The sequence below is a fragment of the Streptomyces sp. HB132 genome, from assembly GCF_016909575.1.
GTDB lineage: Bacteria > Actinomycetota > Actinomycetes > Streptomycetales > Streptomycetaceae > Streptomyces.
This window is the reverse complement of the sequence record NZ_JAFBGA010000005.1, coordinates 308,136-324,295: the sequence shown is the minus strand read 5'-3', so window position 1 is coordinate 324,295 and position 16,160 is coordinate 308,136. Positions and strand designations below refer to the sequence as shown.

The window sequence follows — 16,160 nt, the reverse complement described above, 5'->3', positions numbered from 1 at the left end:
CGTTCAGAACAACGATCACTCGGGGTGCCGGCGGCGTAGGGCCGGCAGTGCAAGGGCGGCGCCCAGGGCGAGCCCGGCGGCGGCGGCGCGCAGGATGGTGCCGAAACCCTGACCAGTGAGGGCGCCGGCCAGTTGCGGGCCCAGGCTGGCGCCGATGAACATGCTGCACGCGTAGAGGGCGACGGCTGCGCCGCGCGCGTGCGGGGCGGTGGCGTTGACGGTCTCGACGACAGCGGGTGCCGCGGTCGCGACGGCGCCCACGAACAGCAGCAGTGCCACGGCCAGGAGGATCGTGTGTCCGCCGAGCAGGGAGGCGGCCGTGGCGGTGACAGCGGCCACGCCCAGCGCGAGTACCAGACGCTTCGGTGCGGCCAGCCGCGACAGGGTGGGCGCGAGCAGGGGGACGGCGACCAGTGCCGGCAGGGCGCTGGCCCGTAGGGTCAGGATCGCGGTGGGGTTCCCGGCGATACCGGGCGGCCCGGCGACGGACACGGCCGTGTAGAGGGCGACGAATCCCGCCATCAAGGTCACGGTGGCTGCGTACAGGGCGAGCAGCCGGCCCCGGCGCAGGAGCCGCGGCATCGCGGCGAAGGCGTGCAGCAGTCCGCCGGTGTCCTGGCGCGGGGTGGGGCGCAGGGTGCGGTGAACGGGCAGCAGGCTCAGGGCCATGAGGGCGGCGCTGAGGAGGAACACCGCGCGCCATCCGGGCCCGGCGGCGACGGCCTGGGCTGCGATCTGCATGAGGACGGCGGCGCCGAGCATGCCGCTGGTGACACAGGTCAGGGCCATCGCGCGCCGCTTGGGTGCGATGTGGTGGGTGACGTAGGAGAACGCGGCGGGGGCGAACGCCGCGGCTGTCAGCCCCTGGACCATGCGCAGGGCGATGGCCCAGGTCAGGTCCGGGGCTGCGCTGACCACGGCGGTGGCGGCCGTTGCTGCCACGAGTCCGGCGGTCATCACCGCGCGTGGCCCGTACCGGTCCGTCAGCGGGCCGACGACGAGAAAGCCGGCGGCGTAGGCGAACCCGAACGACGTCGCGGTCCAGGTGACCTGCTCGGGTGTGGTGTGCAGGGAGAGAGCCATGGGGCTCAGCAGGGCCAGGACGGTGTACATCTGGCCGACGACCAGGACGCCGAGCGAGGTCAGCAGCGTGATCGTCGCGGTGGTGGGGGCCCAGCCGGGGGGTGTGCCCGGTGCGGCGGTCTTGGCCGGGTGCCGGGATGGAACAAGGGGATGCACGGGGACTCCGGGGTGGGCATGGGGCGGCCGATCGCACGGAAGGTGTGCGATCGGCCGGGAAGGGATCGTGGGGGCGGGTGGTCAGCGGCGGGTGAAGCGGTAGCCGGCGTGGTGCAGGTGGCCGTCGTGGAATTCGCCGAAGGCCCAGAAGCCCAGGTCGTCGAGGTAGTCGATGCGGTTGCCGGTGATCCAGTAGCGGCCCTGGTAGGCGCTGGGGCGGTCCCCGCGCGCCTCGTCGTAGCGCCCGTCGGGCAGCAGCTCCTGGCGCACGAAGTCGTGATCGTCGACCCACATCCCCATGAAGGGATGTGCCGGGTCGTAGACAGGCCCACTGGCTGGGGCCGCCGCGGTGGGGGTGCCGGCCTCGTCGAGGGGGCGGCCGTCCCAGAGGCGGACCTGTCCGGCGGTGATCAGGATGTCGAGGTGGCTGCCGCGGGCCGGTGCCGCGCCGGCGGGGGTTTCGGGGGTGTCGGCCAGCCGCAGGACGGCGATGTCGGCGCTCCGGCCGGGGGTGAGGGTGGCGCTGGTGTGTGGGGTGGTGAAGTCGGTGGCGGCGGGCAGGACGAGGGTGCCCGCGCAATCGATGACGATCATGTCGTCGTCGCCGGCGGCGGTCAGCAGGCCGGGGCCGACGCCCACGATCACGGTGCCGCCGATGAGGACGTCGGCGTTCTGCCAGTCGCCCAGCAGCTCATTGCCGGTCACGACGGTGCCGCCGGTCAGCAGCAGCGGCCGGCCCTGGGGGGCGCGCAGCTCGCGCAGCATGTCGTTGTCGCGGCGCGGGATGGGGAAGGGGATGCTGGTCATGTCGGTACCTGATCTACGTCGAGGCGGTGGAGCCGTCGTCAGGCGGCAGGAGTGTTGAGGACGTACTCGCGGGAGGCGTGGACCTCCTCGCGCAGCGCGGGCAGGTCGACGTCGAGGACCTGGCCGTTCCACTTGCGTACTTCGCCGTTGATGAGGACGGCGCTGATGTTGCGGGCGTCCGAGCCCAGCACGACGGTGCCGACGGCGTCGTTGAGCGGCATGTTGTTCAGGTCCTCGGCCCGGATGACCAGCAGGTCGGCCTTCTTACCCACGGTGAGTGAGCCGGTGACGCCGGCCAGGCCGTTGGTGCGGGCGCCCTGGAGGGTGGCGAAGTCCAGGACGTCGTGGGTGGTGATCCGGGCCGGCGGCTGCTCGGTGCCGTAGACCGTGTTGACCGCGCGCATCCGCTGGATGGCGTGCAGGGCCCGCATCTGCGTGAACATGTCGCTGACCAGCGCCACCTCGACGTCGATGCTCAGACCGGGCCGCACCCCCACCGCCAGGGCTTCGTCGATGGCGGGGACCGCGGTCTCCAGCCCGATCTGCGCGTCCGAGGTCGGGGCCAGGGCGATGGTCGTACCGCTCTCCCCGATCGCCTTCCACGCCTCGGAGGTCAGGCCGGTGGCGTGAATGAGAGTGAGGTCCGGACCGAGGATGCAGTCCTTCGCCCAGTTCAGGATGGCCGACGAGGAGGAGGCACCGAAGACGGCATCCACGCTCACACCGATGCCCAGGTCCTTCGCCGTGCGGGCGAGTTCGGGGCCGTAGGCCAGGGCGGGCCCGGCGATCTCGTCGGTGGCCAGCGCGGCCAGGCGCAGGGTCAGCAACTGGTCGTCGCCGGCGAAGTACCGCTCCTTGAGGCGGGTCAGGTCGCCGGGCCACTGCTTGTCCCAGTCCCCGAAGTGCGGGCCCATGGAGGCGTGCACGCCGCGGATGCCGGTGTCGATCAGCGCCTGGACGGCCGCGTCGGAATGCTCGGGGGTGCGGGAGTTGTGGGAGAAGTCGAGCATGGTCGTGATGCCGCTGTCGATCGCCGTCAGGGCGGCCAGCTTGGTACCGACGTACATGTCGTGGGGCCGGTAGACGGTGGCGTAGCCGGCGAGCGTGGACATCACGTAGGCGCCGAGGTCGTCGACGTCCGGCATGATCCGGCGCAGCTGGGTCTCCCAGGCATGCCGGTGGGTGTCGACGAAGCCCGGCGTGAGGATCGTGCCGGTGGCGTCGACGACCACCGCACCGTCCTGGCTCAGGCTCCTGCCGATGGCGGTGATCGTGTCACCCTCGACGAGGAGATCGGCGTCGTGAAGGACACCGAGGTCGGGATCCATGGTGACGATGGTCGCCCCGGTGAACAGGATGCGCCGCTTCGGATCGGTGGACCGGTGCTGAAGCTGTGCGAGCAGAGCCGGGCTGGTGGTGTCGGAGGAAATCAAGGGGAAGTCCTGTTCATCAGGCCAGGGCGCGGGGCCCGTGCCGGGTGGGCGATGACCCCAGCCTCGGCCCGTCCGGCAGGAGCAACCAGGCCGCCCTCTGCCCAGGTACAGCACACCCAGGCTCACCGCGCGACCCGCCAGTGAGCCGGCTCGCCGGCGGGGCCTGACAGATCGCGGGGGAGCGGGGAGGATCAGATGCCAGGAGCACCGCAGAGATATCTGAGCATCCGCCGATCTACGACCGGCTGGTCCAAGAACGTGGCGACGTGCCGGCCGAGACGAGGAAGGTGGCCGAACAAACGCGGGCCCAGGCGCAGCAGGCACTGGACTGGAGCGGGTTACGGCGTGCGCAGAAGGAGAGGGAGGAGCGCGCCTTCTCCGCTTTCGGCTGAGGATCCGCCGAGGACCGCAACGGCGCAGATTCCTCATCGCCGCCTGCCGTACTGTTGCCGTACGGGGCGACGCGTCGGGGCCGCCTTCGGACAGGACATCGCCGACTGGTCGGCCCTGCCCACCGCCGACTTCCCCCACTTCCTCGCCACGTGCCGCCGCCGTCCGCAGGGCGGTGCACTTTCCTGAGGGGCTTACCCGCGGCCGGTGGTGATCGCTTCGTCGTACGCGGACAGCGTCCGGTACAGGGTGGAGCGGCCGACGCCGAGGTGAGCGGCGATGGCGGTGACGGACTCCTTCGCCTCGCGACGGCGCAGGGCGACGGCGAGCATGTCTCCGTCGACGGCCGGCGGGCGACCACCGTGCTTGCCCTTCGCCGCGGCGGTGTCCAGACCGACCAGGGTCCGCTCGTGAATGAACTCCCGCTCCACCTCCGCCATCGCAGCGAAGACCACGAAGAGGACCTTGCCCGCACCGTGCGGGTCGTAGATGCCCGCGAGGGGCCCGGTGCGGATCTCCAGGCGGTGGCCGCGCTCGGCGAGGTCCTGCGCGCTGGTGATCAGCTCGACCATGTTGCGGCCGAGGCGGTCGAGCATGGTGACAGTGAGCGTGTCGGCCGGACGCAGGTCGGCCAGGGCGGCGTTGTACTCGGGCCGGATCTTCTCCCGGGTGCCGACCTTCTCGACGTAGATGCGCACGCACTCGGCTTCCTTCAGCGCGCGGACCTGTCCGGCGAGGTCCTGGCCCTTGCTGGAGACGCGGGCGTAGCCGATCCGGTCGCCGGTGCGCTCCCGCGCGGCGAGCAGGCCGGGGTCGGGCTCGGGGCCGGGCTGCCAGGGTCGGCCCGGCCCGCGGGCGGCGGGGATGCGGATCGCGGGTCCGGACTTCAGTCCGGGGATCTTCGCGTACCGGCCGGTGTGGTAGTCGACGGCGACGACGCCGGAGTTGGCCCGGCACGCCGATCCGGGCGCCGCCCCGCATCGCGGGCACGGTTCGCGCTCGACGAGCTCGGCGCGGGCGATCTCGTCCAGGTCGCCGTTCACGTGTTCCCCTCCCGCCCAGCCGCTCGACGCGGTCCGTCCCGAATACCCGTCCTGCTTCTCCGTGGCGCCCGCCGGTTTCGGGACGTCTTTCGGGACGCCTCCCGCGCTCCGGCCGCGTCGGCGGACGGCCGTCCCGGAAACGACCGTTTCCGGGACGGCCGAAAGAGGTCAGGGCCTCAAGGCGTTCGAGTTGTTCAGCGGCGCCTGCCACTGCTCAATCAGCTTCCACGGGCCTGAATTCGACGCCTTCGGCTTGTGCATGATCTGTTCCACCGTCTCGCCGTCCAGGTCGGACGCGGCCTTGGCATCGGTCATCGGTAGGACGCCAGTTCGAGCAGCGGAGGTGATGGAACTCTTCATGTCCTCCAGGAGCCGTCCGAGGTGGTCGGTCAGGAGGTGGAGAAGGTGGACGTGCTCTTGGCGGGCGCGGTCGGCCAACGCCTCGTCCTCTTCTGTGCGTGGGACGAAATCCCACGTGAGCACTCGTTCGGCCTCGGTGCGGACTCGTTGCCCCAGGTCCTGGATACGCCGGATCTCCGAACCGAGGGACCCCAGGTGCTGCCCAGCCTTTCTCGTGCTGCGGACAGCCTGAGCGATCTCCTTCTTCCGCTGTGGCACGCTCTTCCACCCCAGGCCGTGCTCGCGGATCACTTCCACCGCGCGGTCCACCAGCGGCTTCGGCTCTACGTCGAAGAAGTAAAACCACTCCAGGTGCTTCCGAAAGAGGTCGAACCAGACGTGTAGCGCCCGCTCCAGCTCCTCGCCTCCCGGGTAAGTCGCCATCAGCTCCAGCGGATCCGACGATCCGTTGTAGATCTTCGGCAGGCGGGTGCCCAGGTCGCTCGTTGTGCCGATCTTGCACTTGCTGCGCCCTCGGCCTGGCGTCCTGAACTCATCGACATCATGAGCACGCAGGAGGTACACCACCTCCTCGCCCGCCTCATGAGGACCACCCAGCAGGTACCGCAACTCTTCGCTACCCATGTCGCTGGTTTCCTTTCTGCCGATACGGCGGTCGCCGTGATCAGCGTGAACGTGATGAGGAAGCCTGCCCGCCGTTCCTCTCCCGTTCACTCGTACGGGTGAACGGGAGAGGTGTCCCGAACACGTATCGGGACGCTGCCGGAGACTTCCGATCATGGAGGGGGCGCAGGAGTCGAAGCGGGCGGCGGCGGTGGCCCGGCTGAACCAGCTGCGCGACGCCGAGCAGCTGTCGGCCGCGCACGTACGCCTGGCCGCCGAGGGCCTGGGCGTCAGCGAGCGCACGGTGTGGCGGTGGCTGGCCGCGCCCTCCCGCGTCCCCGAACACCGCGGGCCCGAACCGTACGTGCTGAGCGAGACCGACCGGGAGGCGTACGCCCTGTACCGGGGGAACGTCTCCGCCGTGTACCGCGCCCGCCAGGCCGTGGTCGACGGCGACGGCACCACCGCCGGCGCCCCGGTCCCCGACTTCCTGCGCGAGGGCTGGGCGGACGCCGCCCCGCTCGCGCTGCGCACGATGCAGGTCGCCTTCAACCGCGAGCTCACCCCGGCCGAGCGGGCCGCGTGGAAGGTCGGCGAGTCCGGGCGCCGGGCGAAGTCGGTGTACCTGCGGCGCCCGGACGAGGCGAGGGGCCGGGTGTGGGAGATGGACCACAAGCAGCTGCCGATCCTCGTGCACCCGCCCAAGGGCAAGCCGCTCTCCCCGTGGATGACCACGATCGTCGACGACGGCACCCGCGCCCTGCTCGGCTGGTCGCTCGCGGTGAGCCCGCACGCGGGCACCGTGCTCACCGCGATGCGCATGGCCCTGGTCCACGACCCCGACGTCTCACCGTTCGGCGCCGTTCCGGCCCGCGTACGGATCGACCGCGGCCTGGAGTTCGCCGCCGGCACCATCAAGGACGTGATGGCCGCGCTGTGCGTCACCGTCCACCGCCTGCCGGCGTTCACCCCGCACCGCAAGGGCAAGGTCGAGCGGGTCAACCTGACCATCGAGCAGACCCTCATCTCGCTGATGCCCGGCTTCACCGGCGGGCCCCGCGACGCGTCGGGCCGCCTGTACGGGCCCGTCGGCGACAGCCCGGCCGCCAAGCGCGCCGCCGAGAAGAGCGGCGGGCCGATGCTCTTGGACGACTTCGTGAAACGGCTCGCCGCCTGGACCCGCTGGTACAACACCGAACGCCCGCACCGGATGCTGGACGGCCGCACCCCGCTGGCCGCCTGGCAGGAGGACGAGGCGCCGCTGCACCGGATCGACGCGGACAAGCTGCGCCACCTGCTGCTGGCCGGCGACGAACGCACCATCCAGAAGGACGGCATCCACCTCAACGGGCACGCCTACGTCGCCCCGGAGATCCACGGCCGCGTCGGCCAGGTCGTCCAGATCCGCTACATGCCGCACGACGACCGGTCCGTCGAGGTCTACCTGGGCGGCAAACACCTGTGCACCGCGCTGCCGACCGGAACGCTCACCGCCGAGCAGACCGACGCCTTCCGCCTCCAGCAGCGCGACGAAGCCGCCCGGCTCGGCCGCGAACGACGCAAGGCATCCCGGCGGGCCCGGCGCGAGCTCGCACCGATGACCGGCGACAGCCCGGCCGCCGAATCCCGGCTCGTCACGGACAAGGTCGGCCGCGGCTCCTCCCGCCAGCAGCTCGACGCCGCCCTGCGTGCCCGCGCCTCCACCTCCCTGCTCGGCATCACCCCGATCACCACGAACGAGGAGACCTGACGATGCCCCGGCACTTCGCCGACCTGACCGGCGCCGCGACGCTGCCGACCGGCACCTTCCAGCTCGCCCACCGCGTCGTGGACGACCTCGTGAAGAACAACGCCACCGGCGTCATCCACGGCCCGGCCGGCACCGGCAAGACGTACGCGGTCGAGGCCGCCCTGGAGGACCAGGCCGCCCGCGGCGGGCCCGCCGTGTGCGCGCTGTCCTTCACCGCCCGCCCCACCATGCGCTTGGTCGCCGATCACCTCCTGGCCGCCCTCACCGGCACCGTCGCCCCCAAGTCCCGCAACCGGTTCCACATCACCAACCGGCTCCTGGACCTTCTCTCCCACCCCAGGCGCTTGATCGTCGTGGATGAGGCCCAGCGCCTGAACAGCGACTGCATCGAACTGCTGCGGCACCTGCACGACGAGCCGAAGACGAAGTTCGCCCTGCTCTACGTCGGCGGCGACGGCTGCTGGGAAGTCCTCTCCCGTGAACCGATGCTCCGCTCCCGCGTCTTCCGCCGCCTACCCTTCCGTCCGCTGGCCGCCGACGAGATCCCCGCCCTGATGCGCGACTACCACCCCATCTACGCCGGCGCGGACGACGCCTTGCTGCGGCAGATCGACGAGCTGTACGGACAGGGCACCATGCGCGACTGGGCCGCCTTCACCCACACCGCCGCCGGACTGTGCCAGGCCGCCGAACGGCCCCGCATCGACACCGAGGTCATCGATAACGCCCTCACCCTCCTGGGCGGCGGCGTGTATGCCTGACACCGCGCCCGCGGCCCGCGTCGTCAACCGGGACCTGCCACCCGGCCCCCGCCTGGTGATGGTCCGCAACCCCGGCGATGACCACCGCATCGTGCGCCGCCTGGCCGCCGTCGAAGGCCCCGGCCGGCTCGTCGTCCGCCCCACCCCCGGCGGCCGCACCAGCGACCTCGCCCTCGACATCCTCACCGCCACCGGCCGCAGCCCCACCACCCTCCTCGCCGACCGCGCCCCGGCCCCCGACGCGTGGCGCCAGGCCGCCGCCTGGCTGAACACCGACCAGATACGCCACCTCGTCATCGACCGCGCCCACCGCCTCCCCGACGGCGCCCTCGACCTGCTCGCCGAACTCGGCACCCGCGCGGACGCCACCGTGTGGCTCATCTGGCCCGACACCGACAACGACGCCTACCTGAAGCCGCCCGTCCACGCCTTCCACCACGCCGGCTACCGCTTCCAGACGATCGACCTCACCGCCTTCGCCCGCGAACTGCCGCCCTCGCCCCGCTCCCTCACCAGCCCCCTGCGCGCCGATGCGACCACCCCGTGGGCCGAAGGCGTCGGCCCCGTCCTGCCCATGCAGGACTTCCCCGTCTTCCTGGCCCACTGCCGCGCGAAGCTCCCGGGCAACACCTTCACCGCGCTGAACGAGGTCTACGGCCGCGAGATCCACCTGGCCGACCAGTGGCTGACCCGCCGCGGCCTCGCCGGACATCACACCCAGCCCGGCAGCCTCCGGCACACCCGCGCCTTCGGCGCCCGCCTCACCTTCTACCTGCGCGACCACCGCATCGGCCCCGCCCCCGACCAGGCCCACGCCCTCGTACGGCTCCGCGCCGTCCAGGTCGCCCTGTTCCTGCGCGGCTACCTCCTGCGCTGGCAGTACGAGACCCTCGGCACCGCACCCACCACCCGCCTGCTCAGCCAGCTCACCGAACGTCTCTGCCACAAGATCCGCACCGTCGCCCCGCCCGAAGCCGCCGCCGCGACCGCCCTGTCCATCCACCTCTCCCACGGGCCCACCGGCTTCGGCCTGATCACCTGCGGCAACACCGCCCCCGACGGCAGCAGCGTCCGCCTCCCCGTCACCGGCAGCCCGTACGAGGCCGAGGAGAACCGCTACCTCCCCGCGCCCTGGCGATGGAAGTCCCACCACCACATTCCGCACGAGCTCAACGCCCTCCAGGTGCTCCACCTCGAATCCGACGATCCCGTACTCCTGCCGGCGCACGCCGCCCCGCTCGTCGCCGCCCACCTCGCCTACCGGCGCAGCCAAGGCGCCACCGACGCAGACCCGCTGTTCATCCACGACAAGGACCCGGGCAACAAGAGCCCGGAGCTCCACCTGCGCGAGGCGGTCATCCGGACGTGCCACCGCATCCACTTCAACCCGGCCTGGCTCCACCGCTCCCACTGCCGCCACGGCGACGAGGGCAGTCACGACGCGGCGGCCGCCGGGTGGATGCACTACCGGGGCCTGGACCTCGTCCCCCTCAGCGACGACATCCGCAGCCGCCTGTGACCGCGCCGATGTCCAGCCGTCCCCCTCGCCGCGAGGGCCCCCAGCGGCGCCGCGAGTCGGTACAGCGCTCCCACGTCATCAAGCGCCGGCTCCTGGCCGCGGGCATGACCGGCTGGCAGCTCGCCGACCTCCTCGGCGTCCACGAGCATCAGATCGACCTCGACGAACTCCCCGATCTGCCTGTCCGCGTCCTGCTCGAACTCGCCCGCCGCCTCGACATGCACCCCGCCGACCTGATGACCGGCGCCGACGACCTCTTCGAGCTGCCCCGCCACCGCCAAGTCCTCGACCGCCGCTCGGCCGGCGCCGACCACGACGCGCTCACCGTCGTCACCGCGCTCGCGCACGCGGACAGCCCCCTCACCGCCGACGGCCTCGCCGCCGCTCTCTCCTGGACCCGTCACCGGCACGACGCGGCCCTCGACCACGCGCGCACCCGCCCGGACACCGGCGGCGCGCTCGTCCTGCGGCACGTCCCGCCCGAGGCGTACACCGTCACCCCACGCCTCGATGTCCTCGCCCCGCACCAGGTCGACGCGCTCACGGGACAGAAAAACCCCCGCCCCGACATCCGCGGCCCCATCCAGCCCGCCGAGGCCGAGGTGCTCCTGCGCGTCTGGGTCGACGGCGGAATCGACCCCGGCGACGCCGCCCAGCGCCAGGCCCTCGAAAACCTCGCCGCCGCCGACATGGTCACCCGCGGCGACATCATCGACCGCTTCCACGACAACGTCGCGTACAGCCTGCGGATGCTCCCCGAGCCGCCAGCGCCTACTGACACGGACTCTACGATCCCACTGTCATAACCCTGCGCATCCCACTGACATCTACCCTGCGCACGACAGTTGATGCGCCAGAGACATACGGTATTGCTCATGACGCAAAAAACCGACGAACTGGACGGCCTGGTGCGCAAGCGGATCCGCGCCCTGCGGGTCGCGCAGGGCTGGTCCCTGGAGGAACTGGCCACTCGTGCCAACGTCAGCCAGACCACCCTCTCCCGCATCGAGAACGGTCAGCGCCGCCTCGCACTCGATCAGCTGGTCGTCCTCGCCCGCGCCCTCGACACGTCCCTGGACCAGCTGGTGGAGGCGGCCCCCGACGACGTCGTCACCAGCCCGGTGATCGACGGTGCGCACGGCCGGATGCGCTGGCTGGTCAAGTCGGATCCCGGTATGACCGTCGTGCGCCAGCGGATGACCGAGCCGCCGCCCGACAATCCGGCGCGGATGCGTGCCCACCCCGGCCACGAATGGCTCGTCGTCCTGTCCGGCACCGCGATCCTCATGCTGGGGCACCGGCGCTTCCGCATCGAGACCAACCAGGCCGCGGAGTTCCCCACCATGCTGCCGCACGCCATCGGGGCAGAGGGCGGACCCTGCGAGCTCCTCGGCATCTTCGACCGGGACGCCCGGCGCGGACATCAGCGCGACGGCGGAAGCAAGGACGCCGGCGGCTCCTTCGAACCGGACGGCTCCCGCGGGTGACCTCCTTCTCCTGAGGATTTGCGTGTTCGGCACCGGACGCGGTCGGTTTCTTGCGCACTACGCAAGTGCTTGTGCTGTATGCGCAAGCTCGTCCTAGCGTAGGGGCATGACACACACGCACCCGCACCACACCCCCGGCCATGGCGCGCACCACGGCACCCGGCGCGCCGCCGATGCCGGCGTCCAGGCCGAGATCCTCGACCTGGACGCCGAAGTCCTCGCCGAACACATCGCCGCCATCACCGCATGGCTGCCCGTCGAGGCGGCCCCGGACGAGATCGTGGACCTGGGCTGCGGGACGGGGGCCGGCACCTTCGCCCTCCTGGCCCGTTTCCCTGAGGCGCGCGTCACCGCCGTCGACTCCTCGGCGGAGCACCTGCAGCGCCTGCGACAGAAGGCGCGGGCCGGGGGAGTGCAGGACCGCGTGCGCACCGTTCAGGCCGACCTGGACTCCACGGACTGGCCCGACCTCGGCGCCCCGGACCTCGTCTGGGCCTCCGCTTCGATGCACCACATGGCTGCCCCGGACCGCGCGCTGCGGCACGTCCACGACGTACTCGGGCCCGGCGGGCTGTTCGCCGTCGTCGAGCTGGCCGGCTTCCCCCGCTTCCTGCCCGAGAACGCCCCCGAGGGACGGCCCGGTCTGGAGGAACGCTGCCACGCCGCGACGGACCGCCTGCACGCCGAACACGTACCCCACCGCGGCGCCGACTGGGGGCCGATGCTCACCGCCGCCGGATTCGCACGCCAAGGGGAACGCACCATCACGGTGAACATCCAGGATTCTCCGACCGAGGCGCTCGGCCGCTACGCCCTGGGCAGTCTGCAGCGCATCCGCGGCGCCGCCGCCGGATCGCTCGTACCCGAAGACCTCGCCGCGCTCGACCGGCTCCTCGACGTGGACGGCCCCCACAGCGTTCTGCGCCGTACCGACCTCGTGGTTCGCACCGAACGCACCGTCTGGGCCGCACGCCGCAGGACCTGAAGGGACAGGGCCCGTCCGGGAGGCGGCGGCAGCGGTCAGGGGGTCTGCTCGCCTCGGGCCGGGCGTCGGAGGCGGGTGGCCACGAGTCCTGGGGTCCTCGCCCCTCGGAGCTCAAGGGCCCAGGCGTACAGCAGTCCGGCCCGCTTGAAAAGCGGCGGCTCCGCGCGCGTTGGGCCGGTGGTGCCGGCTCTGTCGGCCTCGGCCGTCACGGCGTCCTTCTCCGCGCCGAGGTCACGGCGTGCACCGGGCGGGTCCAGCAGGACCGTTCACGGTCCGTGGGGGCCGCCCGGCGCGCGAGGGTGCGCGTTCACCTGTGGGGCGGCGGGGCCGTACTGGCCCGGACGATCAGGCGTGTCGGGACCAGGGTGGTACCGCGCTCCGTCGTCTCGTTGCGGATCTGCCGCAGCACTCCGTCCACGCACAGCCGTCCGATCTCGGCGAAGTCCTGGTGGACGGTCGTGAGCGGCGGAAGGAAGGAGGCGGAGTCGGCGATGTCGTCGAACCCCACCACGCTGACGTCCTCGGGCACGCGCCTGCCCCTCTCGTGCAGGGCCCTCAGGACACCCAGCGCCATCTGGTCGTTGGCCGCGAAGATCGCAGTGCACGTGGGGTCCGCCGCCAGGTCCAGACCTGCCGCGTATCCGGATGCCGCCGACCAGTCGCCGGCCACCGGGGGAGGGACCGGGCGTCCCGCCTCCTCGAGGGTCTTCCGCCAGGCGTGGGCACGGCGCTGCGCGGCGAACGACTCCGACGGGCCGGCGACATGCACCACGGTGCGGTGTCCGAGGTCGAGCAGATGCCGCACGGCTGCCTCGGAACCCCCCGACTGGTCGGTGTCCACGACGCTGTACCGGTCGCCCGCGTCGGAGTCGGCCACCACGACGTGGGTGTTCGGCGGCAGCGAGATGGCGGCGTCCAGCAGGCGGACTTCCATGATCACGATGATGCCGTCCACCATCTGCTCGCCGAGCACGGTGACGGCTCCGTGGACGTCCGTACTGGTGGGTGTGGCGACGGGCAGCAGGGTGATGGCGTAGCCCTCGTCGGCCGCGGAGGCGGAAATGGCCTCCAGCGTACGGACGTTGCCCGTGGTGGCCAGCGTGAACAGGATGACGCCCAGCGTGCGGAACCTCCCGCTCTTGAGGGCGCGCGCGGCACTGTTGGGCCGGTAGTTGAGCTCCTTCATGGCGGCGAGAACGCGTTCCCGGGTGTCTCCGGACACCATCGGGTGCCCGTTGGACACGCGGGAGACCGTCTGTGAGGAGACCCCGGCCAAGCGCGCGACGTCGGCCATGGACGCTTCCTTGCGCGGAGGCCGGTCCATGGCCCGTTCCTGTCCCTGCACCCGTCTGCCTCCGTCGTCGTGTGAGCCTTTCACCATGTGGGGGTGCTCTTCCGGCCGTCGGCGGTCTTCCGCCGCGCGCGCCCTGCGGCCGGCCCGGTAGTAACGCTCCCCACGGCCGCTTCGCGTCCGGCTCGCATCGCGTGGGACCGAGGGCTCGGGCCATCGGCATTTCTACCACTTTCGGTCGCCCGGCGCCGACAGCGCGAGCCCTCTCGTCGTGACGCCCCCTACCAGACGGCAGGACCGGTGGTGGGGAGATCGGCAAAACCCGAACGAGTGAATGAGAGTCCGGCCTTGACCGTAAGGAGGAGAGCGTGTGAACATCCTCTCACCGAGAAATGTTTACGTAAACATCGGTCTTCTCAAGCACAGTGCCTCCACGATGTCCGGTGTCCCATCCGGCCGGGGCCATGCTCAACGCCGGATCAACAGGAGTACCCATGACGGCCGTTACGCCGATCACGACCGGACGTCGCCCACCGGCCAGAGGCTCCCGCAGCCGGCGCGGGCGGGTCGGCTGGGTCTTCGTAGGACCGTTCATGGCGGTGTTCGCCCTGGTCTTCCTGGCTCCGATCGCCTACTCGCTCTATCTGAGCTTCTTCCGGGACCAGTTGGTGGGCGGTACGTCGTTCGTCGGCCTGGACAACTTCCAACGGGCCTTCGAGGACGAACAGTTCTGGGCCGCCGTCGGCCGGGTGCTTCTCTTCCTCGTGGTGCAGGTGCCCATCATGCTCGGGCTCGCCCTGCTCGTGGCCCTGGCCCTCGACAGCGGCAGGATCTACGGCAAGAGCTTCTTCCGGATCGCGATCTTCCTGCCGTACGCCGTACCCGCCGTCGTCGCCACACTGATGTGGGGCTTCATCTACGGCACCCGCTTCGGCCTGGTCGGGAATTTCAACGACGCCTTCGGCGTGACGCTGCCCGACCCGCTGTCGCCCTCCCTGGTGCTGGCGAGCATCGGCAACATCGTCACCTGGGAGTTCATCGGCTACAACATGCTGATCTTCTACTCGGCGCTGCGTGTCGTGCCCAAGTCCCTCTACGAGGCCGCCGAGATCGACGGCGCGGGACAGTGGCGGATCATCACCGCCGTCAAGATCCCCGCGATCCGCGGCGCGCTGGTGATCGCGACGATCTTCTCGGTGATCGGCAGCTTCCAGCTGTTCAACGAGCCCAGCATCCTGCAGGACCTGGCGCCCAACGCGATCACCACCTACTTCACGCCCAACTTCTACACGTTCACGCTGTCCTTCTCGGGCCGGCAGCAGAACTACGCGGCCACGGTCTCCCTCGTCATGGGAGTCGTCACGATGATCATCGCCTACGCGGTCCAGCTGCGCGGCATGCGAAAGGAGGCGTGAGCGATGAGCGCCCCTTCCTTCACCGCCGAGCAGACGTCCCGGCGAACCACCCACCGCGCCCCGGCGGCGCGCCGCGCCACGCGCAGACGGCACACAGCCGGCGAGCCCAGGCGCAGCATGGTGCTCACGGTCCTCATGGGCCTGACCGCCCTCTACGCGCTGATGCCGCTGGCCTGGCTCGTCATCAACGCCACCAAGACGCAGAAGAGTCTCCTCGGCTCCTTCGGCCTCTGGTTCAGCGGTGACTTCGCCCTCTGGGACAACATCTCGCAGACGCTCACCTACGACGACGGCATCTTCGTCCGCTGGTTCCTCAACACCCTGCTGTACGTGGTCGCGGGCGCCGGCGGAGCGACTTTCCTCGCGGTGCTCGGCGGCTACGGCCTGGCCAAGTTCGACTTCGCGGGCAAGCGCGCCGTCTTCGCCACCGTCATCGGGGCGGTGGCCGTGCCGGCCACCGCCCTGGCGGTCCCCACCTTCCTCATGTTCAGCAAGATGGGTCTTACCAACACCCCGTGGTCCGTCATCATCCCGTCCCTGATCTCACCGTTCGGTCTCTACCTCATGTGGGTGTTCGCCGCCGAGGCAGTCCCCACCGAGCTCCTGGAAGCGGCCAGGATGGACGGCTCCGGCGAGCTGCGGACCTTCTTCCGCGTCGCGCTCCCGCTGCTGACCCCGGGCATCGTGACGGTTCTGCTGTTCACCATGGTGCAGACCTGGAACAACTACTTCCTGCCGCTGATCATGATCAAGAACCCGGACTGGTACCCGCTGACCCTGGGCCTGAACGCCTGGAACGAGCAGGCGTCCACCGCCGGCGGCCAGCCGGTCTTCAACCTGGTCATCACGGGCTCACTGCTGACGATCGTGCCGCTGATCATCGCCTTCCTGCTGCTCCAGCGCTACTGGCAGTCAGGACTGGCGGCGGGCAGCGTCAAGGGGTGACCCGCTCCCCGGCCCGGCCGGCGACCGGATACCCGCGCTCCGGGACGCGTTCCCCCCGGCCCCCGGCCGACGCGGCGTCCCACCCCCCTCCAGCCCCGCACCCCCGTGCGGACGTTCCACGGTTCCTGCACC

General features: G+C 71.1%; 14 protein-coding genes. 8 read left to right on the top strand and 6 right to left on the bottom strand.

Annotated features, from left to right (window positions below; genetic code table 11):
* Window positions 1–15: 15 nt before the first annotated feature.
* The 5 genes from JOC24_RS14790 to JOC24_RS14770 form a co-directional block, all read right to left on the bottom strand.
* Entirely contained in the window at window positions 16–1,239 is a 1,224-nt protein-coding gene (locus JOC24_RS14790) for an MFS transporter (protein ID WP_205020710.1), read from the bottom strand.
* Window positions 1,240–1,320: 81 nt separating this feature from the next.
* On the bottom strand, window positions 1,321–2,046 hold the full coding sequence (locus tag JOC24_RS33245) for an Atu4866 domain-containing protein (RefSeq protein ID WP_239580449.1): 726 nt from the start codon (window positions 2,044–2,046) through the stop codon (window positions 1,321–1,323).
* A gap of 38 nt (window positions 2,047–2,084) precedes the next feature.
* Window positions 2,085–3,479 carry an amidohydrolase family protein gene (locus JOC24_RS14780; protein WP_205020709.1) on the bottom strand — a complete coding sequence of 465 codons (1,395 nt, stop codon included), beginning with the start codon at window positions 3,477–3,479 and terminating at the stop codon, window positions 2,085–2,087.
* Window positions 3,480–4,063: 584 nt separating this feature from the next.
* Window positions 4,064–4,912: a recombinase family protein gene (locus tag JOC24_RS33240; RefSeq protein ID WP_205020708.1), complete on the bottom strand. Its 849-nt coding sequence runs from the start codon at window positions 4,910–4,912 to the stop codon at window positions 4,064–4,066.
* Window positions 4,913–5,080: 168 nt separating this feature from the next.
* Window positions 5,081–5,896: a GIY-YIG nuclease family protein gene (locus tag JOC24_RS14770; protein WP_205020707.1), complete on the bottom strand. Its 816-nt coding sequence runs from the start codon at window positions 5,894–5,896 to the stop codon at window positions 5,081–5,083.
* Window positions 5,897–6,050: 154 nt separating this feature from the next.
* Between JOC24_RS14770 and JOC24_RS14765 the strand changes: the two genes are divergently transcribed.
* The 6 genes from JOC24_RS14765 (at window position 6,051) to JOC24_RS14740 (ending at window position 12,377) form a co-directional block, all read left to right on the top strand.
* On the top strand, window positions 6,051–7,625 hold the full coding sequence (locus JOC24_RS14765; protein WP_205020706.1) for a Mu transposase C-terminal domain-containing protein: 1,575 nt from the start codon (window positions 6,051–6,053) through the stop codon (window positions 7,623–7,625).
* Between the two features lie 2 nt (window positions 7,626–7,627).
* Window positions 7,628–8,386 (top strand): AAA family ATPase, encoded by a 759-nt coding sequence (locus tag JOC24_RS14760; RefSeq protein WP_205020705.1) that lies wholly within the window; start codon window positions 7,628–7,630, stop codon window positions 8,384–8,386.
* A complete protein-coding gene (locus tag JOC24_RS14755; RefSeq protein ID WP_205020704.1) occupies window positions 8,379–9,905 on the top strand; it encodes a P-loop NTPase family protein in 1,527 nt (508 codons plus the stop codon). Before JOC24_RS14760 ends, JOC24_RS14755 begins: the two co-directional genes overlap by 8 nt.
* Window positions 9,906–9,913: 8 nt before the next feature.
* Window positions 9,914–10,711, top strand: coding sequence for a hypothetical protein (locus JOC24_RS14750; protein ID WP_205020703.1), 798 nt, complete (start codon window positions 9,914–9,916; stop codon window positions 10,709–10,711).
* A 69-nt stretch (window positions 10,712–10,780) separates the two neighbouring features.
* Complete coding sequence (locus JOC24_RS14745) at window positions 10,781–11,392, top strand: helix-turn-helix domain-containing protein (protein ID WP_205020702.1); 612 nt, start codon at window positions 10,781–10,783, stop codon at window positions 11,390–11,392.
* Window positions 11,393–11,498: 106 nt separating this feature from the next.
* Window positions 11,499–12,377 carry a class I SAM-dependent methyltransferase gene (locus JOC24_RS14740; protein ID WP_205020701.1) on the top strand — a complete coding sequence of 293 codons (879 nt, stop codon included), beginning with the start codon at window positions 11,499–11,501 and terminating at the stop codon, window positions 12,375–12,377.
* Between the two features lie 307 nt (window positions 12,378–12,684).
* Here JOC24_RS14740 and JOC24_RS14735 read toward each other — a convergent pair whose 3' ends face one another.
* The gene (locus JOC24_RS14735) at window positions 12,685–13,671 is read right to left on the bottom strand and encodes a LacI family DNA-binding transcriptional regulator (RefSeq protein WP_307792696.1); all 987 of its coding nucleotides are present in this window, start codon (window positions 13,669–13,671) and stop codon (window positions 12,685–12,687) included.
* A gap of 491 nt (window positions 13,672–14,162) precedes the next feature.
* Here JOC24_RS14735 and JOC24_RS14730 point away from each other — a divergent pair, with 491 nt between their 5' ends.
* Together JOC24_RS14730 and JOC24_RS14725 are read left to right on the top strand one after the other, a co-directional pair.
* Complete coding sequence (locus JOC24_RS14730; protein ID WP_205020699.1) at window positions 14,163–15,083, top strand: carbohydrate ABC transporter permease; 921 nt, start codon at window positions 14,163–14,165, stop codon at window positions 15,081–15,083.
* Between the two features lie 3 nt (window positions 15,084–15,086).
* Window positions 15,087–16,028 (top strand): carbohydrate ABC transporter permease, encoded by a 942-nt coding sequence (locus JOC24_RS14725; RefSeq protein ID WP_205020698.1) that lies wholly within the window; start codon window positions 15,087–15,089, stop codon window positions 16,026–16,028.
* Window positions 16,029–16,160: the final 132 nt, after the last annotated feature.